This is a genomic window from Geodermatophilus sabuli, assembly GCF_900215145.1.
In the GTDB taxonomy this organism is placed as follows: Bacteria; Actinomycetota; Actinomycetes; order Mycobacteriales; family Geodermatophilaceae; genus Geodermatophilus; species Geodermatophilus sabuli.
In genome coordinates this window covers 124106-148377 of record NZ_OBDO01000009.1, presented here as the reverse complement: position 1 = coordinate 148377, position 24272 = coordinate 124106, and the positions used below count along the sequence as shown (strand labels likewise).

Sequence of the window (24272 nt, the reverse complement as noted above, 5' to 3'; positions counted from 1 at the left end):
TCACCGGCGCGCTCCCTACCTTTCCCGTCGACCACGGCCGCCCGTGGAGCAGACGAGAGCACGGAGGGGACCTGATGACGATCACCGAACAGCCCGCCACCGCGACGGAGCAGCGCGACCTGTCCTGGCTGGACGAGGTCACCATGACCCAGCTCGAGCGCAACCCGTACCCCGTCTACGAGCGGCTCCGGGCCGAGGCGCCGCTGGCGTTCGTGCCGGTGCTCGGCTCGTACGTCGCCAGCACCGCGGAGGTGTGCCGCGAGGTCGCGACCAGCCCCGACTTCGACGGCGTCATCACGCCGGCCGGCGGCCGCACCTTCGGCCACCCGGCGATCATCGGCGTCAACGGCGAGGTCCACGCCGATCTGCGCTCCATGGTCGAGCCGGGTCTGCAGCCGGTCGAGGTGGACCGCTGGGTGGAGGACCTCGTGCGGCCGATCGCCCGCAACTTCCTCGAGCACTTCGAGGACGACGGCCGCGCCGAGCTGGTCTCGCAGTACTGCGAGCCGGTCAGCGTGCGCGCACTCGGCGACCTGCTGGGGCTCCAGGACGTGTCGTCGGACCAGCTCCGCGACTGGTTCCACAAGCTCAACCGCTCGTTCACCAACGCCGCGATGGACGACGACGGTGAGTTCGCCAACCCCGAGGGCTTCGCCGAGGGGGACGCCGCCAAGGCGGAGATCCGCGCGACGGTGGACCCGCTGATCGACCGGTGGATCGCCGAGCCCGACGACAGCGCCATCTCCCACTGGCTGCACGACGGCATGCCGCCCGGCCAGACCCGCGACCGGGAGTACATCTACCCGACGATCTACGTGTACCTGCTGGGTGCGATGCAGGAGCCGGGCCACGGCATGGCCTCCACCCTGGTGGGGCTGTTCAGCCGGCCCGAGCAGATGGAGGAGGTCGTCGACGACCCGACCCTGATCCCGCGGGCGATCTCCGAGGGCATGCGGTGGACCTCGCCGATCTGGTCGGCCACCGCCCGCATCTCTACCCGGCCGGTCACCGTCGCCGGCGTCGACCTCCCGGCCGGTACCCCCGTGATCCTGTCCTACGGGTCGGCCAACCACGACACCGGTGTCTACGAGGCCCCGACCGCCTACGACCTGCACCGCCCGCCGCTGCCGCACCTGGCCTTCGGCGCCGGGAGCCACGCCTGCGCCGGCATCTACTTCGCCAACCACGTCATGCGCATCGGCCTGGAGGAGCTGTTCGAGTCCATCCCCGTCCTGGAGCGCGACACCGGTGCGGGCGTCGAGTTCTGGGGCTGGGGCTTCCGCGGACCGACGAGCCTGCACGTCACCTGGGAGGTCTGATGACCACGACGGAGATGACCTCGACCGGGATGACCTCGACCGGGATGGCCTCGGCTGGGACCCCCCGGTCGCTGACCGTCGGGGACCGGCGGGTCGAGTGCGCGCCCGGGCAGTCGCTGCTCGACGCCTTCCTGCGGGCCGGGGTGTGGATGCCCAACTCCTGCAACCAGGGCACCTGCGGTACCTGCAAGCTCCGGGTCCTGCGGGGCGAGGTCGACCACCGCGGCTCGCCGCCGGACACCCTCACCGACGAGGAGCGACGGGCGGGCCTGGCACTGGCCTGCCAGGCCACCCCGTGCGGGGACGCCGTCGTCAGCTCGCCGGCGGCCGGCTCCGGCGACGTCCGGGGCACGCACGCCCTGCGCGACCTCGTCGGCACCGTCCGGGAGGTGGCGGACGTCGCCCGCGACACCCGCCGCCTGCTGCTCGACCTGGACGAGCCGCTGGCGTTCTCCGCCGGCCAGTACGTCGAGCTGGTGGTCCCGGGCAGCGGCGTGCGCCGTCAGTACTCACTGGCGAACACCCCCGAGGAGGACACGACCCTCGAGCTGCACGTCCGCCGCGTGCCGGGCGGCGTGGCCAGCGACGCCTGGCTGTTCGGGTCGGTGCTGGCCGGCGACCGGGTCGAGCTGACCGGGCCGCTCGGGGACTTCTCCCTCCCCGACGCGGCCGACGACGAGGGCGAGCCCATGGTCTGCATCGCCGGCGGGACGGGCCTGGCCCCGTTCGTCGGCATGGTGCGGACCGCCCTGCAGCGCACCCCCCACCGCGAGATCGTGCTGTACCACGGCGTGCGCGCCGCCGAGGACCTCTACGACGTCGACCGGCTCACCGAGCTCGCGGCCCGGCACCACGGGTTCCGCTTCGTGCCGGTGCTCTCCGACGAGGTCGACGGCGGCTCCGGCCATCGGACCGGCTTCCCGACTGACGCCTTCCTCGACGACGTCGCCAGCGCGCGGGGCTGGTCGGGGTGGCTGTGTGGCCCGCCGGCCATGGTCGAGGCCGGGGTCAAGGCGTTCAAGCGGCGCCGCCTGGCCCCGCGCCAGATCCACCGCGAGAAGTTCACCCCGGCCGACGCGCTGGGCGGGGAGGCGTCCGCGGCCTGACCACGGCGACCGTGTGCGCCGGGGCCCGGTCTCCCCAGCCGGGACCCGGCCCCGGCGCACACCGTGGCCCGTCGCCACGACCCCGCGGGACCTCGGGGCCGTCGGACGGACGTCGACCGTTCGGCGCGAGGACGGGCTGCCCTCTGCCGATACGGCCGTCACCCGGTGCCCTGCCGGGGATGCCGCCCGGCCGGCGGTCCTGCACGCGCGCCGGCCTGCGGCCGCCGGTCAGTTCTGCGGAGAGCCGACCAGAACGCCGACCCGGCCGCTCGTCGCCGCTCCCGCGCCTCCGACGTGCCGCACCGTGCGCCACTGCCCCGGCGCCCAGGCCCGCACCATCAGCCCCTCCTCCGACAGCGCGACCAGCGCCCCGCCCTCGGTGGCCAGCAGGCCCGCCTCGACCCGCTCGTCGTCCCCGTTCGTGGTCTGCACCGTCCACACCGGCATGTCGTGCCCATCCTCTCCGGAGTGCTCTGCAGGCACCCACTGCACGATGAACCGAACCCATGAACCGGGACGGTCGTCAACACCGGTTGGGCGCGTCGTCGTGCCCGGGCGTGTCGTGCGCGGACGTGCAGCCCGACCTGACGGGTCCCCACGTCGCCCCGCGGCGGCCGCAGGCGCGGCCGGGGTGCCGACGGCCCCGCCACCGTGGCGATGACCCCGTCGGCGGCCACGGGTACCGCCACCCGGCGGCTGGCGAGGAACGCCCACCGGGCCGGACCCCGGAGTCCGCACGCTACGACCGGGGCCGGCCGCCGGACGGGAACGCCCGGGAGGCGCGCCCGCGGACCCCGCCGGCCGGCTCCAGGCGCACCTCGCGGCCAACCCGTCCCACGGCGGGCGACGGCGCCGCGATCGCTGCGCATCGGGCACGCTCCCCGTCATGAGCGACACCGCGCGCACCGCGTTGACCGTCCTCTGCTACGCCGTGGCGGCCCTCGCTCAGCTGGCCGCGCTCGGGGTCCTCGTCGCGGAGGGGCGGCGGACCGGCGCCGCACTCCGTCACTGGCGCGATGCCGAGCCGGGGCCGATCGGGCCGGGGACGCCCGGCCCCGGGGGGTCAAGTGCCGGGATCGCGCCGCGGACCGACCGGCCCCACGGGGGTCGGGCCGGGCTCGTGGACGCGCTCCTGGGCAGCCGGTTCGACCGTGGGGTCGTCGTCGTCCTCCTGACCGTCGGGGTCGTCGTCGGCGGGATCGGCCACCTCCTCGGCCTCTGAGGCTGAGGGCGTCCCCCGAGGCCGGGAACCAGGGACGGATCGGGGCGATCCCCGATGGTCCCGAGCAGCCCGGACGGCGAGGCTCGTGCCATGACATCAGCCGTTCCCCCCACCCCGCCGGCCGACGCGCAGGCCTGGGGCCCGCCGCCCGTCCGCACCCTGCGCCGCAGCAGCACCGACCGGATGGTCGGCGGCGTCAGCGGTGGCCTCGCCGAGTACACCGGCATCGACGCGGTGCTGTGGCGGGTCGCGTTCGTCCTCGTGACGCTGGCCGGTGGTGCCGGCGTCCTGGTCTACCTGGTGCTGTGGGTGCTCATGCCGGCGGCGCCGCTGCCGGCGGGTCAGGTGCCCGGCCCGCTCGACCAGTTCGCGCAGCGCATCCACGACGCCGTCACCAGCCGGACGGACGCCCCGCGCGGCTGACCGGCCGGCCGCCGGGTGCGCCGGCGCCTGGTCCGGCGGCCCCGGACCGGGCGCCGGCGCACGGGTGCCGGCGACAGCGACCGCCGGCGGTGGGACGCTTCCCGTGCAGACGGGGCACCGGCATCGAGGAGCGTCGGAGGTCATGACCGAGGAGGCCGTGCGGGCGGCGCTGTTGCACTACCTGGACCGCAGCGCCGCCGGGGACGAGGAGACCGCGAGCACCATCTACCACGCGGACGCCGTCCTGGAGTTCCCGCAGTCCGGAGAGCGGTTCGAGGGCGTCGACCACTTCCTGCCCTGGCGCCGGGAGTACCCGGCCGCCACGATCGAGTACGCGCTGGACCGCCTCCGCGGCTCCGGCGACGTCTGGGTCGCCGAGCTGCGCATCCGCTACGACGGCGGGCCGTGGCAGTACGCCGTCGACGTCCTCGAGTTCGACGGCGACCGGGTGAGCCGGGAGTCGATCTACGTCGCCGAGGGGTGGGCGGCGCCGGACTGGCGCGCCCCGTGGCGCGCGGCGCCACCCCCCGAGGCACGGGCCTGAGGCGCCACCGCCGATGGCGCGGGCGGTGGTCCTGCAGGACCGCCCCGCGTGCGGTGATCGCCGCGAATCGCCATCCGGGCGGCGCCTCGCTACGGTTGCCGGTAGCCACGTCCCCATCACCGGTTGTAGGGCACGGCGAGCGAGAGTGCGCAGGCCGGGGCGGGGGTCGTGGTCGCCGGAGCAGGGGAGGCGGTGTCCGGTTGCGAGGAGGTCGGGCACGACGCCGCAGACGGGATCCGACCAGCACGGGGGAGCGGAGGTGCTGATGTCCGTCCACGAACGTCGCCGCCGGGGACCTGCCATCGGCACGGCGGGTACGAGAACCGTCGCCAGACCTCCCGCGGCCGGCTGACCGGCCGCGGCACCACCTGTCGAGGAAGCGCGCATGGACATCCCCGCGATGCGGGCCAGCTTCGCCAAGGCGACGGCGACCGGCGACGAGGCCCCCCTGTACTTCTACTCCCACCTGTTCCTGAGTCACCCCGAGACGCGGAAGATGTTCCCCGTCTCCATGGCGCACCAGCGGGACCGCTTCTTCCACGCCCTGGGCGAGGTCGTGGCCCACGTCGACGACCTCGACCGGGTCGTGCCGATGCTGCAGGCGCTGGGTCGCGACCACCGCAAGTTCGGGATCGTCCCCGCGCACTACCCGGCGGCCGGGGCGAGCCTCCTCGCGACGCTGCGGCACTTCGACGACGAGTGGAACCCCGCGCTCGAGAAGGACTGGTCCGACGCCTACGGGCTGGTCGCGAAGGTCATGATGGAGGCGGCCGAGGCGGCTTCGGACCAGCCCCCGTGGTGGGACGCCGAGGTCGTGTCCCACGAGCGGCGCACGATCGACACGGCGATCATGTGGCTGCGCCCGGAACCGGGGTTCAGTTACCAGGCCGGCCAGTCGATCTCGCTGGAGTCCGACGTCCGGCCGAAGCTGTGGCGCTACTACTCGCCGGCCAACGCGCCGCGCCCGGACGGCCTGCTGGAGATCCACGTCCGCGCCTACGACGGCGGTCCGGTCAGCACCGCGCTGGTCCGCCGGGTCGGGCCCGGCGACGTGCTGCGGCTGGGCCCGCCGATGGGGCACATCGCCTTCGACCAGGAGTCCGACCGGGACCTGCTGCTGGTCGCCGGCGGCACCGGGCTGGCGCCGCTCAAGGCGGTCGTCGACCAGGTCGCCCGGTACGGCCCGGCACGCCGCGTGGACCTCTACGTCGGGTCCCGCACCGAGGAACGCATCTACGACCGGGCCGCCCTGGAGGAGCTCGGTCAGGAGCACCCCTGGCTGACGGTCACCTTCGCCGTCTCCCACGACGACCTCTCCACCCTGGAGCAGGGCGACATCGGCGAGGTCGTGGCCCGGCACGGCCCGTGGAACAGTCGGGACGTCTACGTCGCCGGACCGCCCGCGATGGTGGAGGACACGACGACCCGGCTGCTCAAGGACGGCCTCCGCCCAGAACGCCTCCGCAGCGAGGTGTTCGCCCCCAGCCGCCTGGGGCCCAGTCTCGACGGAGAGGTGACCCAATGACCACCGACGACCACGGGTCCGGGGCCGGCGAACGGCGGCTGACCCCGGCCGACGTCCAGAACGTCCGCTTCTCGCGGGCGCCGATGCTGCACCCTGGCTACAACGACGCGGAGGTCGACCGCTTCCTCGTCCGGATGGCGGGGGAGCTGGCCCGCCTGCACGCGGAGGAGGCCCAGCTGCGCGACCAGGTGCTCGCCCTGCAGGACCAGGTGGTCGCGCTGCAGGAACAGGTCGCCGGCGCGACCGCCGTGGAGCCGCCCAGCGAGCAGGCGGTGCGCATCCTCGCCACCGCGCAGCAGACGGCCGACAGCTACGTGGCCGAGGCCGAGGACTTCAGCCGGCAGATGACCGCCGACGCCCGCGCCCAGTACGAGGAGCAGGTGCGCCGGGCCCGGGAGAACGCCGGCGCGACCATCCAGGCGGCACAGGAGGCCGCGGCGCGGATGGTGGCCGGCGGCGGGCAGCCGGCCCCCGCCGGGGACGGCGGCGAGCGCGGCACCACCCAGGACCTCGAGGAGCAGGTCGCCTACCTCAAGGCCTTCGCGCAGGCCTGCCGCGTGCAGTTGCGCTCCTACCTGGAGGCGCTGCTCACCGACGTCGAGACCGAGTGGGGCCGGGCGGATCCCGCGACCCTGCAGCAGCTGCCGTTGCGGACGCCCGCCCAGCGACCGGCCGTGACCGCGGCGCCCGGCACGCCGAACGTCGCGCGCGAGGTGCCGCTGGACGACAGCACCAGCGAGCAGCCGGCGGTCGGCGGGAACGCCGAGGTGCCCGCGCGCCGCCGCAACTGAGCCGGGTCAGGCGGCGGGGGAGGGCTGCTCCTCCGTCTCGGTGAGCTGCCAGGGGCGCACGACGGTGATCAGCACGGCGATCGCGACGAGCAGTGCCCCGACGACGACCGTCCCCATCGCGGCGGCGTCGTTGCCCAGCACGCCCACCAGCGGGGCGACCGAGGCGCCGACGCCGAACTGGACCGCGCCCAGCAGCGCCGCCGCGGACCCCGCCGCCTCGCCGTGGCGGGACAGCGCGAGCGCGGGGGCGTTGGGCAGGGCCAGGCCGCAGGCGAAGAGCACGGCCCACAGCGGGACCACCACGCCGGGGAGCCCGCCGGTGCCGGTGGTGGCCAGCACGAGGAGGACGGCGCCGGCGACGGTCCCGGCCACGATGCCGGCGACCAGGATCTGCGCCGACGACCAGCGGCGCAGCGCCACGGGGTTGAGCTGGGTGGCCGCGATGAGCCAGAACGCCCCCGCACCGAACAGCAGCCCGAACTGCTGCTCGTCGAGGCCGAACTCCCGCTGGAAGACGAACGAGGAGCCGGACACGTAGCTGAACAGCCCGGCCATCGTCAGCCCGGCGACCAGCACGAGCCCCACGTAGACGCGGTCGCGCAACAGCCCGCGGTAGGTGCGCAGCGTGCCGCGGACGCCGTCGCTGCTGCGCCGCTCGACCGGGAGGGTCTCCCGCAGCACGACCGCCCCGACGGCGAGCAGCAGCACGCCGTAGACGGCGAGCAGCAGGAAGATGCCCCGCCACGAGGTGAACCGCAGGACCTCGCCGCCGATGGTCGGCGCCAGGACCGGAGCGGCACCCAGGACGAGGAACAGTCGGGAGAGCATCGTGGCGGCGGCCCGCCCGGTGAGCAGGTCCCGGACGACGGCCATCGCGATCACCGCGCCGGCTGCGCTGCCCACGCCCTGCAGCACCCGCAGCACCCCGAGCACGCCGACGCCCGGGGCCACGAGCACCAGCAGGGAGGCCACGACGTACAGGGCGGTGCCGGCCAGCAGCGGGCGGCGCCGGCCCAGCGCGTCCGACAGTGGCCCGAGGACCAGCTGCCCGAGCGCGAGGCCGACCAGGGTGCCGGTCAGCGTGAGCTGGATCGTCGCCGACGTCGTCCCCAGGTCGGCGGTGATCGTCGGCAGCGCCGGCAGGTACATGTCGATGGTCAGCGGTCCGACGGCGACGAACGCCCCGAGGACGAGTGTGAACAGCGCCTGGCGGCGGCCGCCCACGGGCGGCGCGTCGGCTGTGGTGGCCGATGGCGCGGTGGTGGTGGCGGACAACGGGCCCCCCGGCTCGGACGATCGCGGACGAGGCCCTCGTCGGCCACGTACGTCGGCTGCCAAGCCGGCCCGCACGCCGTTCATTCCGCCTGGCGCGGACGCCGGTGTGTCGCGACTGCGGGGTGCGCGACGATGGGCCGCCACCACCGCCGACGTCCGAGGAGACGCCCGTGACGATGCCCCCTGGAGCCGTGCCGCCCGGAACGCGCCCGCCGGCCGCGATGGTCGTACCGCAGTTCCTCGTCAAGCAGCGGATCACGATGATGGTCAACCGCTACGAGGTGGTCGCGGCGAACCCCGACGGCTCCGAGGGGCAGCTGCTGGCCTTCGCCGAGCAGAAGCGGATGAAGCTCAAGGAGGAGGTCGTCTTCTACGCCGACGCGGGCAAGAGCCGCGCGGTGTTCTCCTTCAAGGCCCGGCAGCGGCTCGACGTCCACGCCGAGCACGACGTCTTCGACGAGCACGGCCGGGCGCTGGGCACGTTCAGCAAGCAGTTCGGCGCCAGTCTGCTCCGCTCCACCTGGACCCTGATGGCGCCCGGCATCCAGGCGGTCGGACAGGAGCGGCGGCTGAGCGTCGCGATCCTGCGCCGGGTGTGGGACCTGATCCCGTACGTCGGCGACGTGTGGGTGCCGTTCGTCTTCCACTTCGACTTCGTCGACACCGCCACCGGCGCCCCGGTCATGGTCAGCGAGCGGCAGAGGGCCGTTCGTGACCGCTACACCGTGACCGTCCCCGACCCGCGGCTGGACTTCCGGGTCGCGGCCTCCATGGCGGTCGCCCTGGACGCGCTGCAGAGCCGGTGACGGGCCGGGGCGGACAGTTGACCGTGTGATGGTCATCACCTAGGTTCCGCTGCGGACTACCTGTCCGCAAACCGCACCGGCGTACGGATGCCGCACGCCACGCGTCCTCGCCGGTGCGCCGCTCTCCTTGGAGGACCGTTGCGCACATCGACCAGGGCCCGCGCCACCTCCCTCGCGGCCGCGCTCGCGCTGCTGCTGACCGCCTGTGGCGGGGACTCCGGTGGGGAGGAGGCCGGAGACGGGGGCGACTCCGCGTCCGGCACCCGCACCGTCCAGGTCGGGATCATCCCGGTGAGCGACGTCGCGATCCTGCACCTCGGTCAGGAGCAGGGCTTCTTCGCCGAGCGCGGCATCGAGCTGGAGTTCAACCTCGGTCAGGGCGGCGCGGCGCTGGTGCCCGCGGTGGTCACCGGGGACTACCAGTTCGGGTTCAGCGGCATCGTCTCGATCCTGCAGGCCCGCGAGCAGGGGCTCCCGGTCACCGCGATCGCGCCCACCTCGTGGAGCAACGGCGAGGAGGGCCAGCACATCAACGCCCTCATGGCCAGCGACCCGGCCATCCAGGACGCCGGCGACCTCGAGGGCAAGACCGTCGCCCTCAACATCCTCAACAGCCAGGTCGAGACCCTGGCTCGCAACTCGGTCGAGGTCGCGGGCGGCAACCCCGACAACGTCAACTTCGTCGAGATGTCCCTGCCCGACGCCGTCACGGCGCTCGGCAGCAACCAGATCCAGTCCTTCGTCTGCGGCGAGCCGTTCTGCACACTCGCCCAGGACGCCGGGGCCCGGGTCGTCGCCGACAACTGGCTCGACCTCGTGCCCGAGGGCATCGGCCTGTCCGGGGTCTACTTCTCCACGACCGACCAGATCGAGGCCGACCCGGCCCTGTTCGCCGACATCCAGGCCGCCATCTACGAGTCCCTGGACTACTCGGCCGCGCACCCCGACGAGTGGCGGGCGCAGATCCCCGAGTACACCGAGATCGACCCGGCCCTGGTGGAGCGGCTGACCATGCCGCTGTTCAAGTCCGACCTCGAGCCCGAGGAGTACGAGGCCGCGCCGACCAAGGCGGTCGAGTACGAGATCCTCGGCGAGGTGCCCACCGTCGAGGAGTTCTTCTGGGAGCCGGAGAGCTGACCGGTACTTGACGATTTGAGGTCCGCCCGTCGAAGGGGTGCCGGGCGGCGCTCCGGCGGCCTAGATTGCGGGCAGCGGGGGCGGTCGCGAGCGGACCCGTGCAGCACGGGCCCGGCCGCGCTCACGGGTGGGCAGAGACGATGCTCGACGGAACCGATCGCTGGGCCCCGGGACGCCGATGGGCCGCGGGCTGCGGCGCGGCCCTCCTCCTCCTCGCCGGGTGCACCTCCTCCCCGGAGGAGCGCGCGGAGGAGGCCGGCCCGGCCGCCGACTGCGCGACGGCCGAGCGGGCGGCGCCCGACCCGGACCGGCCGCGGGTCGTCCTCGACTTCCGCCTCGAGGATGACCTGCGGACGGTGACGGGCACGGAGACCCTCGCCTTCACCCCCGACCGGCAGGTCGGCGAGCTGTGGTTCCGGCTCATCCCCAACGCGCCGCAGTCGGCCGGGCACGAGTTGCGCGTCGATGCCGTGCGCGGCGACCTCGTCGCCGGCGGCCGGCACGTGGACGCCGAGGCCGCATCCGGCACCCCGGGCGGCCTCTACCGCGTCGGCCTCCGGGAGCCGGTCCAGGCCGGGGAGACCGTCTCCGTGGAGCTGGACTTCACCCTGCGGCTGACCACCGGGGGCACCCCCGCGGGCTTCGACCGGCTCGGCGTCGCCGAGGGCGTCACCTGGTGGGCCGGCGGCTTCCCGCTGCTGACGTGGGAGCCCGGCCACGGTTGGGCGCGGGACCCGTTCAGCGACATCAGCGGCGAGACGACCGCGGCCACGGTGGCCGACACGACGATCCGCGTCTCGGCACCCGGGGACCTCACCGTGCTGATGACCGGCGCCCAGGAGGAGGCGCGCGCGGAGGCCGGCGGGCGCCGGCTGTGGGAGTCCCACGAGCCGGTGGCCCGGGACGTCAACGTCGCGGTGGGGGAGTTCGAGACCGCGCAGGTGCAGGCCGGGGACACCGCGGTGACCGCCGGCGTGCTGCCGGGGGCGGACACCTCCGCCGAGGAGCTGGCCGAGGACACCGCCGCGGCCATCGCCCTCCTGGAGGCGCGCTTCGGCCCCTTCCCGTACCCGACCCTCACCGTTCCGCTGGTGGCCGACGACGGTGGCGGCGAGGAGTACCCGTCGTCGATCCTGCTGGGCAACGAGGACTTCGGCCTGGTGGTCCACGAGGTCGCGCACATGTGGTTCTACGGGATGGTCGGCAACTCCCAGTTCCGCGACCCGTGGCTGGACGAGGCCTTCGCCACCTACGCCGAGAGCATCGCCGCCGACGAGGACCGCGGCCACGACGACGACCTGGACCGCGGAGGCCCCGTCGCCGGCACGATGGCCGAGTTCACCGACCAGGACGACTACGAGTGGCGCGCCTACTCCAAGGGTGCCGCCGCCCTCCACGCCGCCCGGGACGCGGCCGGGCCGGAGGCCTTCGACGAGGCGATCCGGTGCTACGTCGAGACCCAGGCGTGGACGATCGCCCGGCCGGAGGACCTCGCCCGCGCCCTGGCCGGCCTCCAGCCCGCGCTCGACGTGCTCGTCGGGGCCGGCGCGCTCGACCGCAGCCACGTCGAGGCCGCCGGGGAGTGAGCGGTCTTCCGCCTGACCGAACCGGGTGGTGCCGACCGCCCGGGCGCCGCCCAGACTCGTCGACGCCCGGCCCCCGAGAGAAGACGGACGACGATGACGCCGACCCCCGTGCCCGACCAGGACACCGCCGTCCAGGCCGAGTTGAGCTACCTCGCCGAGGGGTCGACCGTGCTGCGCCGGTTCACCGCCCCCGGGCACAGCATCAACACCGGGCGGTACGAGACCCACGTCGTCCCGATCCGCAACGGCCGTCCCGTGCAGGACCAGTTCACCGTCGAGACCAACGGCTTCCGCATCGTCCGGCACGAGAGCGCCGTCCGGGACTTCACCGACAAGGCGGAGGTCGACGCCGTCTACGTCCCCGAGGTCCTCGACTTCGTCGAGCAGCAACTGGGCGCCGACCGGGTCGTCTCCCGCGGCTGGGTGCTGCGCCGCTCGGCCGCCCCCGGGGAGAACGCCTCCCAGCCGCAGGCCGGGCTGGTGCACATCGACTACGCACCCGAGGGCGCCGAGGAGATGGCGGCGGCGGTCTACGCCGAGCACTGCCCCGACGGCCCGGGCTTCACCCGGGCGGTGGCCACCAGCACCTGGCGGGTCTTCAGCCCGCCCCCGCAGGACTGGCCGCTCGCGCTGTGCGACTTCCGCAGCGTCGCGCCCGAGGACGGCCTGCCCAACACGCTGTACTTCGTCGACCGTGTCCCCGACGACCCGCTCGGCCCGGTCGACGGCATGCGGCGGATCACCAGCGGCTCGGAGTTCCACCACGACCCCGACCACCGGTGGTGGTACTTCCCGGACATGACCCGCGACGAGGTTCTCTTCTTCGTCTTCCACGACTCCGACCACAGCCGGGCCTGGCGGGTGCCGCACTCGGCGTTCCTCGACCCCACCGCGCAGGCCACCGTGCCTCGGCACAGCATCGAGTTCCGCACCTTCGCCTTCTTCGAGTAGCCGCGCACCTCAGACCGGGGCGGGGGCCGAGAGGTCCAGCGGCGGGGTGTGCCGGTAGCGGACGGTGAACCGGCCGGCCGCCCGCTCCCCGCCCCGGTGACCGCGGTAGGCCGGCGCCGGCCCCACCGGCCGGCCCGCCGGCAGCACGCTGCGGTGGTCCAGGAAGTCGAACACCGCCACCGGGGCCGGGGACACCTCCAGCGCGCGCAGCGAGTCGGCCACCGCGTGCTCGCCCAGCCGCAGCGTGCCCGCACCCCCGCCGAAGGCCACCCGCAGCCGGCCGGCCATCGGGACCACCGTCTCCAGCAGCTCCCCGCCGAGTGTCGTGTACATGACCGCCGGCCGCCGGTCGGCGAGCACCGGTCCGCCGCCGCGGACGGCGAGTTCCAGCACCGTCGCGCCGCCCTCGGTCACGGTGACCCGGCGGGCCGGCCGCTCCTCGACGAAGTCCATGTCGGCGACGAACTTCGGGAAACCCCACAGCGTGGCACCGACGTCCCGCGCCTCGGCGGTCGTGACCGGCAGGTGCAGCACGAACAGGGACAGCCGGCGGCGCAGCAGCGGCAGCACCGGCGGGGCCGGCCCGCGGGTCACCACGACGGCGACCGACACCTCCCCGTACGGCGCCAGCCGTCCCGCGGGGGAGTCGGCGGTGGTCACCGCGCGGTAGCGGAAGGCGGCGACCGACAGCAGCGCCCGCCCGTCGACCCACCGCACCGGCTTCAGCGCGTCCCCGGGGAGGGCGGCGGCGACGGCCGGGTGGGAGGCGGGGTGCACCGCGGCGAAGCAGGCGCTGTCGGGATAGCGCAGGGGCAGCGCCAGCGCGCGGTCACCGACGCGCACCCGCCGCGCCGGACCGGCCCAGTCGTCGGGGTCGGGGTGTCGCACGGTGCCTCCTCGGGCCGGCCGGTCCCAGGCTCGCCGTCGGCAGGGCCGCCGTCCAGGGGTGTCGCACACCGCCCCCTGGGCGTGTCGCGGACAGCGCGGGCATGCTCACCGCGAGTGGCCGCGGGGGCGGCCGGCGACCGGCCAGGAGGCGGCCCGTGCCCGACAGCGTGTTCTACGTCAGCGCCCACGCCGACGATGCCCTGCTGTTCCGCGGGGAGGGGCTGTTCACCGACCTGCACACGCCGGACGTCAAGACCGTCCAGATCCTGGTGACGGCCGGGGACGCCGGGCGCACCGACGGCTGGTGGGAGGCGCGCGAGACCGCCTGCCTGGAGGCCATGGCCGGGACACTCACCCCTGGACCGGTGACCTCGGCGAAGGTCACCGTCAACGGGCATCGGATGCAGCGCTACACCGCGCCGACCTGGGTGGTCTTCGCCCTCCGCCTGCCCGACGGCAACCTGGACGGCAACGGCTTCCCTGCCACGGGCAACCGTTCCCTGACCAAGTTGCGGAACGGGTCGATCGGCTCGATGTCGGCCGTGGACGGCTCGACCACCTACACCGGGTGGGCAGACCTGGTGGCCACCCTCCGTGCCATCGTCGCCTCCCAGCGGGGGACGACGGTTCGCCCGTGGGTCAACACGGCCGACCACGACCGTGGCGCCAACCCGGGGGACCACCCCGACCACTGGGCCACCGGTGAGGCGGTCCTCGCCTTCGCCGCGGCCGCGGGGCTCAACCGGCTGTGGTGGGTCTCCTACGACACCCGGAACCGGCCGCCGAACCTCGCCGGGTACGCCCTGGACATCAAGTGGTTGCCGTTCCGGCTGCACGGCTGGACGATCGACGACCTGATGAGCGTCCTGCCCAACGCGCAGGAGTGGGCCTGGTGGGGGGAACGCAGCTACGCGCGGGAGGAGACCGGCTGATCCGTGTGTGCCCGCGCGAGCCAGGCGGTGAGCTCCGCGGCGGGCACCGGGTGCTGGTGCAGGTACCCCTGGACGGCCGTGATCCCGGCCCGCTCGACGAACCGCTGCTGGTCGAGGTCCTCCACGCCCTCGGCCACCGTCTCCAGGCCGAGCCGGGCGGCCATCTGCGCGATGGCCTCCAGCACCGCCTGGTCGGCGACCTCGGTGGCGGCGCCCGCCACGAACGACTTGTCGATCTTCACGATGTCCACCGGCAGGGTGCGCAGGGTGGTCAGCGCCGAGTAGCCGGTGCCGAAGTCGTCGACCGCGAGGCCGACCCCGAGCCCGGCGAGCACGTCGAGGGTCGCCTGGACCGAGGGCGAGTCGAGCACCGTGGACTCGGTGATCTCGATGATCAGCTGCTTGGGCGCCAGCGCGTGCTCGGTGAGGCACTCCCGGACGACGGTGACGAAGCGGGGGTGCGCCAGCTGCGACGGGGACGCGTTGACGTGCAGCGCCACGGGCCGGCCGCCGTCCTCCCAGGACGCCGCGGCCGCGCACGCCTGGCGGAGCACCTGCTCGCCGATCCGGTTGATGACGCCGGTGCGCTCCGCGGCGTCGAGGAAGGCGTCCGGCCCGAGCAGCCCGTGGGTCGGGTGCGCCCAGCGGACCAGCGCCTCCACCGCGGTGCACCGGCCGTCGCGGGTGGCGACGATCGGCTGGTAGTGCACGACGAACTCGCCGCGGCTGGCCGCCGTGCGCAGCTCGGTCTCCAGGGCGGTCGTCTGGTCCCCGTCCAGCAGGGCGGGGGAGAAGACCTGCACGCGGTTCTTGCCCGCCGCCTTCGCCGCGTACATCGCGGTGTCGGCCTGCTGCACGACCTCGGTCTCGGAGATCCCCGGGCGCAGCACGGCCATGCCGATGCTGGTACCCACCTGGGTGGGCCGCCCGTCCAGGCGCAACGGGGCCGACAGCAGCTCCACCAGGCGACGGCCGATCTGCTCGGCCTCGTGCTGGCCGGCGCCGCGCAGCAGGACGCCGAACTCGTCACCGCCGAGGCGCGCGCACAGGTCCTGGCCGCGCAGGGCGCCCGACACCCGGGTGGCCACGTGCTGCAGCAGCCGGTCCCCGGCGGCGTGCCCGAGGCCGTCGTTGACGACCTTGAAGTCGTCGAGGTCCAGGAACAGCACCCAGGTGTCGCCGGCGGCGTCGCCCGTGGCGGCCTGGAGGGCGGCGGTGAAGGCCGCCCGGTTGGCCAGCCCGGTGAGGGCGTCGGTGCGGGCCTGCACCTCGAGGTCGCGGTGCGCCTGGGTGGTGCGCATGGCCAGGGCCACCTGGTTGTTCAGGGACTGGATCGCGGTGACCGCGTCGGCGGGGACGCCGTCGGGCGCACCCAGCAGCATGTAGCGCGCCGGGGAGGCCGGCAGCGGCATGCAGACCCACTGCCGGGTGAAGCCGGCGGCCGCGGTGAGCACCGCGGGTGGGGCGAACCCGTAGATCTCGTTGGGCACGTCGCCGGCGGGCAGCAACGCCCGGGGCAGGTCGAGCAACGGCCGCGCGAAGCCCCCGGTCTGCGCCGCGACCCGCAGCGGCCGGCCGGCGCCCTCGTCGGCCACGACCATCCCGCGCAGCCCGGGGGTCATCCGGCAGATCTCCTGGACGGCGGCCCAGCCCTGCAGGCGGATCTCCATGAGGTCGACGACGCCGAGCAGGCTGGTCCCGAGGGCGAACAGCGCCTCGTCGCGGGCGCGGGTCTGCTCCCGCGCGAACAGGACGAGGGCCAGGTGCCGCGCGCCGAGGCCGCTGAGGAGCAGGACCGAGATCGCGGTCAGCACGAATCGCGGGTCGGCCGCGGTGAAGTGCCCCGGCAGGGCCCGGGCGACCGAGGTGACGCCCAGCAGCGCGGCGCTCAACGCCGCCGCGTACGTGACGACGTGCCGGGTGCGGCCGTACATCACGCGGAACCACACGGCGGGGAAGGTGGCACCGAAGCCCACCACGGGCGCCGGGCAGGCCAGGGTGAAGGCGACCAGTGCCAGCACCTCGACGACGTCGAGCGCCGGCGCGGCCGCCTCGGCGCGGCAGCGGTGCACCCACGACAGCAGCAGCACCGGCCCGCTGACGGCCACCAGCAGCACCCGCGAGGGTCCGGCGCCGGCGAGAGCCGCGGGGGTGGTCAGCAGCAGCGAGCACACCGCGATGGCGCAGAACAGCCAGCGCGTGCGCTGCACCAGCTCGGCGGGAGGGACCACCAGCCATCGCAGGCGACGCCACAGCGACGGTGCTGCGGTGCTGGTCATCGGGGTCCCTCGGATCGCGGTGCGGTGTCCGTCCCCTCATCGGCCCGCGAGCCGCCGGTCTGGAGAGGGGTGGTGGAGGACCTCCCCCGCGGGGGTGGGTGCGCCGGTGCCCGGCAGGCGTGTCCGCCGCGGGGGGAGGGGTAGGCGTGCACCGTGACCTACTCGATCGTCGCCCGGGACACGCAGACCGGAGAGATGGGCGTCGCCACCCAGTCGCAGGCCTTCGCCGTCGGCAACAGCGTGCCGTTCGCCCTGCCCGGCCAGGGCGTCATCGCCACCCAGTCGATGGCCGAACCCATGTACGGGCAGATCGGCCTGGACCTCATGCGCGGCGGCTTCACCGCCAACGAGGCCCTCACCGCGCTGCGCAGCGTCGACCCCCACCCCGAGCGCCGGCAGGTGGCGGTCCTCGACGTCTCCGGTGACCTGGCCGTCTACACCGGCGGGAACTGCGTCGCCGCCGCCGGCCACCTCGTGGGGGAGGGGTGCGTGGCGCTGGCGAACATGGTCACCTCACCGCAGGTGTGGGAGTCGATGGTGGCGACGTTCGAGACCTCCGACGGCCCGATGGCGCGCCGGCTGCTCAGCGCGCTGCGCGCGGCCGAGGACGCCGGCGGCGACCTCCGCGGCCGGCGGTCGGCCGCGGTCATGGTGGTGCGGTCGGTCACCACCGGTCGCCCGTGGCACGACACCGTCGTCGACCTGCGCGTCGACGACTCGCCGGACCCGGTCACCGAGCTCGGCGACCTCGTCGCGCGGCTGGCCCGCTACCACGACGTCGTCCGCGCCTTCCAGCAGGCGATCGGCGGGGACCCGGTCACCGCAGACCTCGTCCTCGAGGACCTGCGCCTGCCCGACCCGCACACCGAGCCCGACCACGTGCTGTGGCGCGCCGTCGTCGCCGGCCTGGCCGGGAGGGAGGACACCGCGCGGACCCTGCTGACCGAGCTGGCCGAGGTCGCGCCCCAGTTCGTGGAGGTGGGCCGCCGCTTCGGCGCCGCCGGGCTGGTGCCGGCCGACCTGCTCGAGCGGATCATGCCGCCGGTGCCGTCCGTGCCGCGGACGCACGTCGCCGACGGGGCGGCTGGCCCCTCCGGCGACGGCACCGCGGCGGTCGTCCCCTCCGCCGACGGCACCGCGGCGGTCGTCCCCTCCGCCGACCCGTCGGCGGCCGCCGTCTGAGCCGGGTCGCGCGCCGTGCCCCCTTCGGATGAGCCGGTGGGCTCGGCGCCCGGCTGGGGTGGAGGGTGACCGCCGCGCGGCCGATGTCCCATCCGTGGTCGAACTGGCGCAGCGGGGCGAACGGGCGGGGCACGCGCCCCGGCCGGCCGGTCGGTGGCTGCGGGTGGTGCGCGTCGTCGCGGCCGTCCTCGGCGGGGCGTACGTGGCCTCCCTCGTCGCCCTCGGCCTGGAGGCCACCGGTGTCCTGGGGGTGCTGGCCGGCGGCGGCAAGCTGCTGTTCCTCGCCGGCCTCGTCGCCCTCCTCGTCACCCGGGCACTGGTCTCACCGCACGACCGCGCCGCCTGGCTCTGCTTCGCCGCCGCGGTCGCCTCCTATCTCGCCGGCGCACTGCTCCAGCAGTTCCACTACGCCGGCCTGGCGGTGGTGCCCCGGCCGTCGTGGGCCGACCTGGGCTGGATGGGCCTGTACCCGTTGGCCTGCGCGGGCCTGCTCCTGCTGTTCCGCGCCCGCGTCCAGCGGCTCACACCCAGCATGTGGCTCGACGGGGTGGTCGGCGGCTGCACCGCCGCCGCGCTCGCGTCCGCCTCGGGCCTCGGCGCCCTGCTGCGGGCCGACGACGGCTCGGTCGGGACGTCCCTCACGGCCGCCGCCTACCCGGTCGCCGACCTGCTCCTCCTGGCGCTGATCGCCGGCGCCATCACGGTCATCGGCCGCGGCGCCGGCGGCGTCTGGTGGTGGCTGAGCGGCGGCATGGGGCTGTTCGTCGTGACCGACGTCGTCTACGCACACCAGGTCGTGACCGGTTCCTTCACCTCCGGCGGCCCGCTGGACCTCGGCTGGGGGCTGGCCTTCGCCTCCCTGGGGATGGCCGCCTGCCAGGCCCCCCGCTCCGGCTCCACCCGCCGGCTGCGGGGCGTGGGCTCCCTGGCCATCCCGGGCGCGTGCTCGCTGGCGGCGCTGGTGCTGCTGTTCCTGGGCTACCTCGACGAGGGCGACCCGCTGGCCGGCGTCCTCGCGCTCTGCGCCGTGCTGGCCGCGCTGGCCCGCACGGGGCTGACCTTCCGGGACGTGCGGGCGCTGGCCGACAGCCGGCGTCAGGCGCGGACCGACGACCTCACCGGGCTGCCCAACCGCCGCCGGGTGTTCGAAGCGCTGGCCACCGTCGAGCAGCAGCTCGCCGCGGGCGGGGCCGCCGCGGTGCTGGTCATCGACCTCGACCGGTTCAAGGAGATCAACGACTCGCTCGGGCACTCCGTCGGGGACGCGCTGCTGCGCCAGGTCGGACCGCGCCTGCAGACCCAACTGCGCCGCGGGGACCTCTTGGCCCGGCTCGCAGGCGACGAGTTCGTCGTGCTCGCCGCGGAGCTCGACGACACCGGCGCGCTCGCCCTCGCCGAGCGGCTGTGCGCCGCCCTGCGGCAGCCGTTCCGGCTGGGTGGCATGTCGCTGAGCGTGGACGCGAGCATCGGCATCGCCGTCGGACCCCAGCACTCGACGTCGGCCGAGGAGCTGATGCAGATGGCGGACCTGGCGATGTACTGCGCCAAGTCCGCCCGGCAGGGCGCCGTCGTCTACGACGAGCACCGCGACGGGTCGGGTCGGTACCGGTTGGAGGCCGTCGACCAGCTGCGCCGGGCCATCAGCGACGGTGAGCTGGTGCTGCACTTCCAGCCCAAGGTCGCGCTGGCCACCGGACGGATCGACGGCGTGGAGGCGCTGGTGCGCTGGCAGCACCCCACGCGCGGACTGCTCTTCCCCGACGCGTTCATCGACCTCGCCGAGTCCGTCGGCCTCATGTCCGCGCTCACCTCACGGGTCGTGGGCCTGGCCCTGGCCCAGCGCCGGGCGTGGGCCGACGCGGGCCGCGAGCTGGTCGTCGCGGTCAACGTCAGCCCGTCGAACCTGGTCGACGAGCACTTCCCCGACGAGGTGGCCCAGCTGCTGGACCAGCACGGGGTGCCGGCCGGCGCGCTGGTGCTCGAGGTGACCGAGAGCCTGCTCATGGAGGACCGGGAGCGCGCCGTCCGCGTCCTCGCCCGCCTCCGGGACGCCGGGGTCGGGGTCTCCATCGACGACTACGGCACCGGCTACTCCAGCCTGGCCTACCTCGCCGAGCTGCCGGTGACCGAGCTCAAGCTCGACCGCACCTTCGTCGCCGACCTGACCGCCAGCCCCCGCGCGGCGGCGATCGTCACCTCCACGCTGCGACTGGCGCACGCCCTCGGGCTCACGCTGGTGGCCGAGGGCGCCGAGGACCAGGCCACCGTCGACGCGCTGGCCGCCCTCGGCTGCGACGTCGTGCAGGGCTACCACCTGAGCCGCCCGCTGCCGCCGGAGCAGCTGGCCGCCTGGGCGGACCGCTGGGACGTCCCGGCCGGCACCACCGGCCGGGGTGCGGCCGGCTGAGGCCCGGTCAGCCGGGGATGGGGAAGACCAGCAGCGAGCTGGACGCCGTCGCCACCGTCGCCCCGCCGGCGTCCCGCACCTCACCCTCGGCGAACGCCACCCGCCGTCCCGGCTTGACCACCGTCCCGATCGCGGTGAGCGGCCCGCTGCCGGCTTGGACCGGTCGCAGGTAGTTCACCTTCAGCTCGATGGAGGTGTAGCCGGTACCGCGGGGGAGGGTGGAGTGCACCGCGCACCCGGCGACGGTGTCGAGCAGCGTGCAGACCAGCCCGCCGTGGACGGCGCCGATCGGGTTGTAGGCCGACTCGTCGACCTCGCAGCGGAACTCGACCCGGCCCTCGCTCACCGCGACGACGTCCATGGCGAACAGCCGGGCCATCGGCGGCGGCGGGAGGACGCCGTCGCGCAGCGCCTCGAGGGTCTCCAGGCCGCTGCGCTCCAGCGCCCCGGCCGCCACGATGAACGGGTCGTGCCAGGTCACGGTGCGGGAGCGGGGCTCGCCCCACGCGGCGGTGGAGGTCGGGGAGTCGGTCTGCTCTCTCGTCACCCCGCTAGGTTCGCACACTGAACCGAGACTGTGTCGGCCGGGTGAGGTGACGCAGGCGACGCATCCCGGCCCGACGTCTTGACTCAGGGAAAGGTCGGGCGCTTGTATACATGGAATTCGTGGAAATCGGCGCCAAGGAGTCGGCATGAGCGATGTGGCAGTGCGGTCCCGCGACGAATCCGACCTCGGCGGGGCCTTCCGCCACTCGATGAGCCTGCTGACCGCCGGGGTGGCGGTCGTGACCACCCACGTGGCCGGCCGGCCCTGGGGGATGACCATCACCGCCACCTGCTCGGTCTCCGCCGACCCGCCCATGGTCCTGGTCTCCCTCGCGCGGACCTGCGTGCCGGCGCGGGCGATCGCCGAGCTCGGTGAGTACGGGCTGTGCCTGCTGGGGGCGCACGGCATCGAGACGGCCAAGTTCGGCGCCGCGCCGGGGGTCCCGAAGTTCCTGGACGAGGTGGGTCGCGTCATCCCCGGTGCGGGCGGCACGCCGTGTGTCAGTGGTTCCATCGCCCACCTGGACTGTGCCGTGGTCGAGCAGGTCGAGGCCGGCGACCACGTCATCTACCTCGGGCGCGTCCGAGGCATCTCCTTCCCCGCGACCGGAGCCCCGCTCCTGTACGGCTCGCGGCAGTACCAGCGCACCGTGCCGGCGCTCCAGTTGGCGACGTCGGATGAGGACCACGCTCTGGCCTACTCCGCCTGGTGAGGCGCGTCCCCTGAGGTGAGGCCGGGGTCCCCGGCCTCACCTCAGGGGCAGGAGGCCCTCGGCCGAGACCTGCAGGATCTCGGACAGCTTGCGGCGCGTGGTCGCCAGGTGCTCCTCGACGATGGCCGCTGCCATGTCCGGGTCATGCGCCCGGACGGCATCGACGAGGGAGTGGTGCTGCACCCGGGAGTTGTCCCGGAACTCCTGGTCGACGGTCACTGCCAGGCGGACGTAGGGCTCGGACTGGGCCCGCAGTGACTGGATCAGCGAGGTGAGCCGCGGCATGCGGCTGCCCTCGAACAGCCGCATGTGGAAGGCCTCGTGGTCTGCGTACCAGCCGGAGTCCACGCGGTGCTCTTGGATCTTCGCGAAGCGCGCTTCCAGATCCCTCACCAGGGCGTCGTCGGCGACGGTGGCGCACCGGGATGCGGCGAGCTGCTCCATCGGCAGCCGGATGTCGTAGATCTCGAGCAGTTCGCCGAGCGAGGGGCGGAACACGTAGGCGGTGCGTCCGCGGCGGGACAGCAGGCCACGTGCGACCAGCTCCTGGATCGCCTCGCGCACCGGCGTGCGGCTGATCTCCAGGCGAGCCGCCCACTCCTCCTCGTACACGGGCTCGTCGGGCTTGAGTGCACCCGTGATCACCGCCTCCCGGATGGCGGCGGTCGCCAGTTCCGCCGCCGTCGCCTGGCCCGGGGCTCGCAGGATCATGGCCACCTCGCTGTGCGGTCGTCGTCGTTCCGGGGGCTGGGCGTCGGTGGATCACGATCGCCGGCTGTCGCAGAGTAGCGGGTCGCCGACACGGGTGGCCGTGCACCGACGTGCAGTGCATACAGGCAACAGATTTTGTGTATGCAGCGACCGCTTGACTTGTATGCATCGCTGAGTACGTTCAGCGCCACGCCAACCCCGGGAAGCCACGGCGCCCGCCGGCTCAGGCAGGTCACTCTGCCGTCGATCCGGCGGTCTGCCAAGGCTCCCCACGGGGCTTCCCGTCTCGCCCACCGGACCGTCCAGCCCGAGCCCACGACCGGCTACACCTGAGGAGCAGACATGACCGAGCAACTGTTGTCCGAGCCCACGACCATGCCCGAGCCCGTCACCACCCGGCCCCAGACGGGGGACGAGTACCTCGAGAGCCTGCGCGACGGCCGCGAGGTGTGGTTCCGCGGTGAGCGGGTCGAGGACGTCACGGCCCACCCGGCGTTCCGCAACAGCACGCGGATGATCGCCCGCCTCTACGACGCACTGCACGACGAGAGCCGCAACCAGAAGCTGATCGTGCCGACCGACACGGGCAACGGCGGGTTCACCCACGCCTTCTTCAAGGCGCCCTACTCCATCGCGGAGCTGCAGGCGGGCGCCGATGCCTGCGCCGAGTGGGCCCGGCAGACCTACGGCTTCATGGGCCGCACGCCGGACTACAAGGCCGGCTTCCTCTCCACCCTCGGCTCCAACACCGAGTACTACGCGCCGTTCCAGGACAACGCGCGCCGTTTGTACAAGGAGGGCCAGGAGAAGGTCCTCTACTTCAACCACGCGATCGTCAACCCGCCCGTCGACCGCAACAAGGCGATGGAGCAGGTCAAGGACGTGTACATGCACGTCGAGAAGGAGACCGACGCGGGTCTCTTCGTCTCCGGCGCCAAGGTCGTGGCCACCGGCTCCGTCCTGTGCCAGTACAACTTCATCGGCAACTACTCGCCCACCCCGATCAAGACCAAGGAGTTCTCGGCGATGTTCGCCGTCCCCATGGCGACGCCGGGAGTGAAGCTGATCAGCCGGCCCTCCTACGAGTACGCCGCCGGGCGGACCGGCAGCCCGTTCGACAACCCCCTGTCCAGCCGCCTGGACGAGAACGACTCGGTCTTCATCTTCGACAACGTCTTCGTCCCGTGGGAGAACGTCTTCTGCTACGACCCGGACAAGGCCTCGGAGTTCTACATGGGCTCCGGGTTCATCTGGCGCGGACTCCTGCAGGGCTGCATCCGCTACGCGGTGAAGCTGGACTTCCTCTGCGGCGTGCTGCTCAAGAGCCTGGAGATGACCGGGACCCGCGACTTCCGCGGGGTGCAGACCCGGATCGGCGAGCTGATCACCTACCGGCACCTGTTCTGGTCGCTGGTCACCGCGATGGTGCAGGGGGCCACCAAGTGGTCGGACGGCACGTACGTGCCCAACGTCGAGGCCGTCACCGTCTACCGGATCATGGGCGGGCAGCTGTACCCCCGCATCCGGGACATCTTCCAGAAGGACATCGCCAGCGCGCTGATCTACACCAACTCCTCCGCCATGGACTGGGGCGTGGAGGAGCTGCGTCCCTACCTCGACAAGTACGTCCGCGGGTCGAACGGCTTCTCCGCGGAGGAGCGGGTCAAGGTCCTCAAGCTCGCCTGGGATGCCATCGGCACCGACTTCGGCAGCCGGCACGAGCTCTACGAGCGGAACTACGCCGGCAACCACGAGCAGGTCCAGGTCGACGCCTACCTCGGAGCCACCGCCGCCGGCCGCGTCGACGAGTTCGTCTCGTTCGTCGACCAGTGCATGTCCGAGTACGACACCGAGGGCTGGACGGTCCCGGACCTGATCGACCCCCGCAGCGGGCTGTGACCGACAGCCACCGCTGCGAGGCGCTCCGCG

Annotated in this window: 22 protein-coding genes; 16 read left to right on the top strand and 6 right to left on the bottom strand. The window is 73.9% G+C overall.

The annotated features are described in order from the left end of the window. The first annotated feature begins 74 nt into the window (after nt 1-74). On the top strand, nt 75-1319 hold the full coding sequence (locus tag CRP39_RS19365) for a cytochrome P450 (RefSeq protein ID WP_097208013.1): 1245 nt from the start codon (nt 75-77) through the stop codon (nt 1317-1319). Further along, on the top strand, nt 1319-2425 hold the full coding sequence (locus CRP39_RS19360; RefSeq protein WP_216359825.1) for a 2Fe-2S iron-sulfur cluster-binding protein: 1107 nt from the start codon (nt 1319-1321) through the stop codon (nt 2423-2425). The genes CRP39_RS19365 and CRP39_RS19360 overlap by 1 nt, the downstream gene beginning before the upstream one ends. 228 nt (nt 2426-2653) lie before the next feature. Here the strand turns inward: CRP39_RS19360 and CRP39_RS19355 are convergent, their stop codons facing one another. Further along, nucleotides 2654-2872: a hypothetical protein gene (locus CRP39_RS19355; protein ID WP_097208012.1), complete on the bottom strand. Its 219-nt coding sequence runs from the start codon at nt 2870-2872 to the stop codon at nt 2654-2656. Between the two features lie 439 nt (nt 2873-3311). On the opposite strand from CRP39_RS19355, the gene CRP39_RS19350 reads away from it, so the two are divergent. From CRP39_RS19350 to CRP39_RS19330, 5 genes are all read left to right on the top strand, one after another. Further along, a complete protein-coding gene (locus tag CRP39_RS19350) occupies nt 3312-3647 on the top strand; it encodes a hypothetical protein (RefSeq protein ID WP_097208011.1) in 336 nt (111 codons plus the stop codon). A 90-nt stretch (nt 3648-3737) separates the two neighbouring features. Further along, nucleotides 3738-4070: a PspC domain-containing protein gene (locus tag CRP39_RS19345; RefSeq protein ID WP_097208157.1), complete on the top strand. Its 333-nt coding sequence runs from the start codon at nt 3738-3740 to the stop codon at nt 4068-4070. Nucleotides 4071-4212: 142 nt separating this feature from the next. Next, nucleotides 4213-4614, top strand: coding sequence for a nuclear transport factor 2 family protein (locus CRP39_RS19340; protein WP_097208010.1), 402 nt, complete (start codon nt 4213-4215; stop codon nt 4612-4614). A 385-nt stretch (nt 4615-4999) separates the two neighbouring features. Beyond that, nucleotides 5000-6139, top strand: coding sequence for a globin domain-containing protein (locus CRP39_RS19335; protein WP_097208009.1), 1140 nt, complete (start codon nt 5000-5002; stop codon nt 6137-6139). Continuing rightward, nucleotides 6136-6930 carry a DivIVA domain-containing protein gene (locus CRP39_RS19330; protein WP_097208008.1) on the top strand — a complete coding sequence of 265 codons (795 nt, stop codon included), beginning with the start codon at nt 6136-6138 and terminating at the stop codon, nt 6928-6930. Before CRP39_RS19335 ends, CRP39_RS19330 begins: the two co-directional genes overlap by 4 nt. A 6-nt stretch (nt 6931-6936) precedes the next feature. Here CRP39_RS19330 and CRP39_RS19325 read toward each other — a convergent pair whose 3' ends face one another. Beyond that, nucleotides 6937-8205: a multidrug effflux MFS transporter gene (locus CRP39_RS19325; protein ID WP_245853979.1), complete on the bottom strand. Its 1269-nt coding sequence runs from the start codon at nt 8203-8205 to the stop codon at nt 6937-6939. A 176-nt stretch (nt 8206-8381) separates the two neighbouring features. Between CRP39_RS19325 and CRP39_RS19320 the strand changes: the two genes are divergently transcribed. The 4 genes from CRP39_RS19320 to CRP39_RS19305 all read left to right on the top strand — a co-directional run bounded on the left by CRP39_RS19320 (nt 8382) and on the right by CRP39_RS19305 (nt 12685). After that, complete coding sequence (locus tag CRP39_RS19320; protein ID WP_216359833.1) at nt 8382-9011, top strand: LURP-one-related family protein; 630 nt, start codon at nt 8382-8384, stop codon at nt 9009-9011. Between the two features lie 138 nt (nt 9012-9149). Next, the gene (locus tag CRP39_RS19315; protein WP_172442526.1) at nt 9150-10148 is read left to right on the top strand and encodes an ABC transporter substrate-binding protein; all 999 of its coding nucleotides are present in this window, start codon (nt 9150-9152) and stop codon (nt 10146-10148) included. A 140-nt stretch (nt 10149-10288) separates the two neighbouring features. Further along, entirely contained in the window at nt 10289-11734 is a 1446-nt protein-coding gene (locus tag CRP39_RS19310) for a M1 family aminopeptidase (RefSeq protein ID WP_097208005.1), read from the top strand. A 93-nt stretch (nt 11735-11827) separates the two neighbouring features. After that, nucleotides 11828-12685, top strand: a complete 858-nt coding sequence (locus CRP39_RS19305; RefSeq protein ID WP_097208004.1) for a CmcJ/NvfI family oxidoreductase — start codon at nt 11828-11830, stop codon at nt 12683-12685. Nucleotides 12686-12694: 9 nt separating this feature from the next. Here the strand turns inward: CRP39_RS19305 and CRP39_RS19300 are convergent, their stop codons facing one another. Further along, complete coding sequence (locus CRP39_RS19300; protein WP_172442525.1) at nt 12695-13573, bottom strand: acetoacetate decarboxylase family protein; 879 nt, start codon at nt 13571-13573, stop codon at nt 12695-12697. Between the two features lie 155 nt (nt 13574-13728). Between CRP39_RS19300 and CRP39_RS19295 the strand changes: the two genes are divergently transcribed. Continuing rightward, a complete protein-coding gene (locus tag CRP39_RS19295) occupies nt 13729-14505 on the top strand; it encodes a PIG-L family deacetylase (RefSeq protein ID WP_097208002.1) in 777 nt (258 codons plus the stop codon). Here the strand turns inward: CRP39_RS19295 and CRP39_RS19290 are convergent. Next, nucleotides 14481-16784, bottom strand: a complete 2304-nt coding sequence (locus tag CRP39_RS19290; protein WP_097208001.1) for a putative bifunctional diguanylate cyclase/phosphodiesterase — start codon at nt 16782-16784, stop codon at nt 14481-14483. The two genes, CRP39_RS19295 and CRP39_RS19290, sit on opposite strands and share 25 nt — an antisense overlap. 153 nt (nt 16785-16937) lie before the next feature. On the opposite strand from CRP39_RS19290, the gene CRP39_RS19285 reads away from it, so the two are divergent. Beyond that, the gene (locus CRP39_RS19285) at nt 16938-17966 is read left to right on the top strand and encodes a DUF1028 domain-containing protein (RefSeq protein WP_097208000.1); all 1029 of its coding nucleotides are present in this window, start codon (nt 16938-16940) and stop codon (nt 17964-17966) included. Between the two features lie 94 nt (nt 17967-18060). Continuing rightward, entirely contained in the window at nt 18061-20373 is a 2313-nt protein-coding gene (locus CRP39_RS19280; RefSeq protein WP_143426712.1) for a putative bifunctional diguanylate cyclase/phosphodiesterase, read from the top strand. Between the two features lie 7 nt (nt 20374-20380). Here CRP39_RS19280 and CRP39_RS19275 read toward each other — a convergent pair whose 3' ends face one another. Next, complete coding sequence (locus CRP39_RS19275) at nt 20381-20920, bottom strand: PaaI family thioesterase (RefSeq protein WP_245853978.1); 540 nt, start codon at nt 20918-20920, stop codon at nt 20381-20383. 145 nt (nt 20921-21065) lie between these two features. On the opposite strand from CRP39_RS19275, the gene CRP39_RS19270 reads away from it, so the two are divergent. Continuing rightward, on the top strand, nt 21066-21632 hold the full coding sequence (locus CRP39_RS19270; RefSeq protein WP_097207997.1) for a flavin reductase family protein: 567 nt from the start codon (nt 21066-21068) through the stop codon (nt 21630-21632). 36 nt (nt 21633-21668) lie between these two features. Here the strand turns inward: CRP39_RS19270 and CRP39_RS19265 are convergent, their stop codons facing one another. Then, complete coding sequence (locus CRP39_RS19265; protein ID WP_143426711.1) at nt 21669-22343, bottom strand: GntR family transcriptional regulator; 675 nt, start codon at nt 22341-22343, stop codon at nt 21669-21671. 342 nt (nt 22344-22685) lie between these two features. Between CRP39_RS19265 and CRP39_RS19260 the strand changes: the two genes are divergently transcribed. Then, entirely contained in the window at nt 22686-24242 is a 1557-nt protein-coding gene (locus tag CRP39_RS19260; protein ID WP_097207995.1) for a 4-hydroxyphenylacetate 3-hydroxylase family protein, read from the top strand. The last annotated feature ends 30 nt before the right edge of the window (nt 24243-24272 follow it).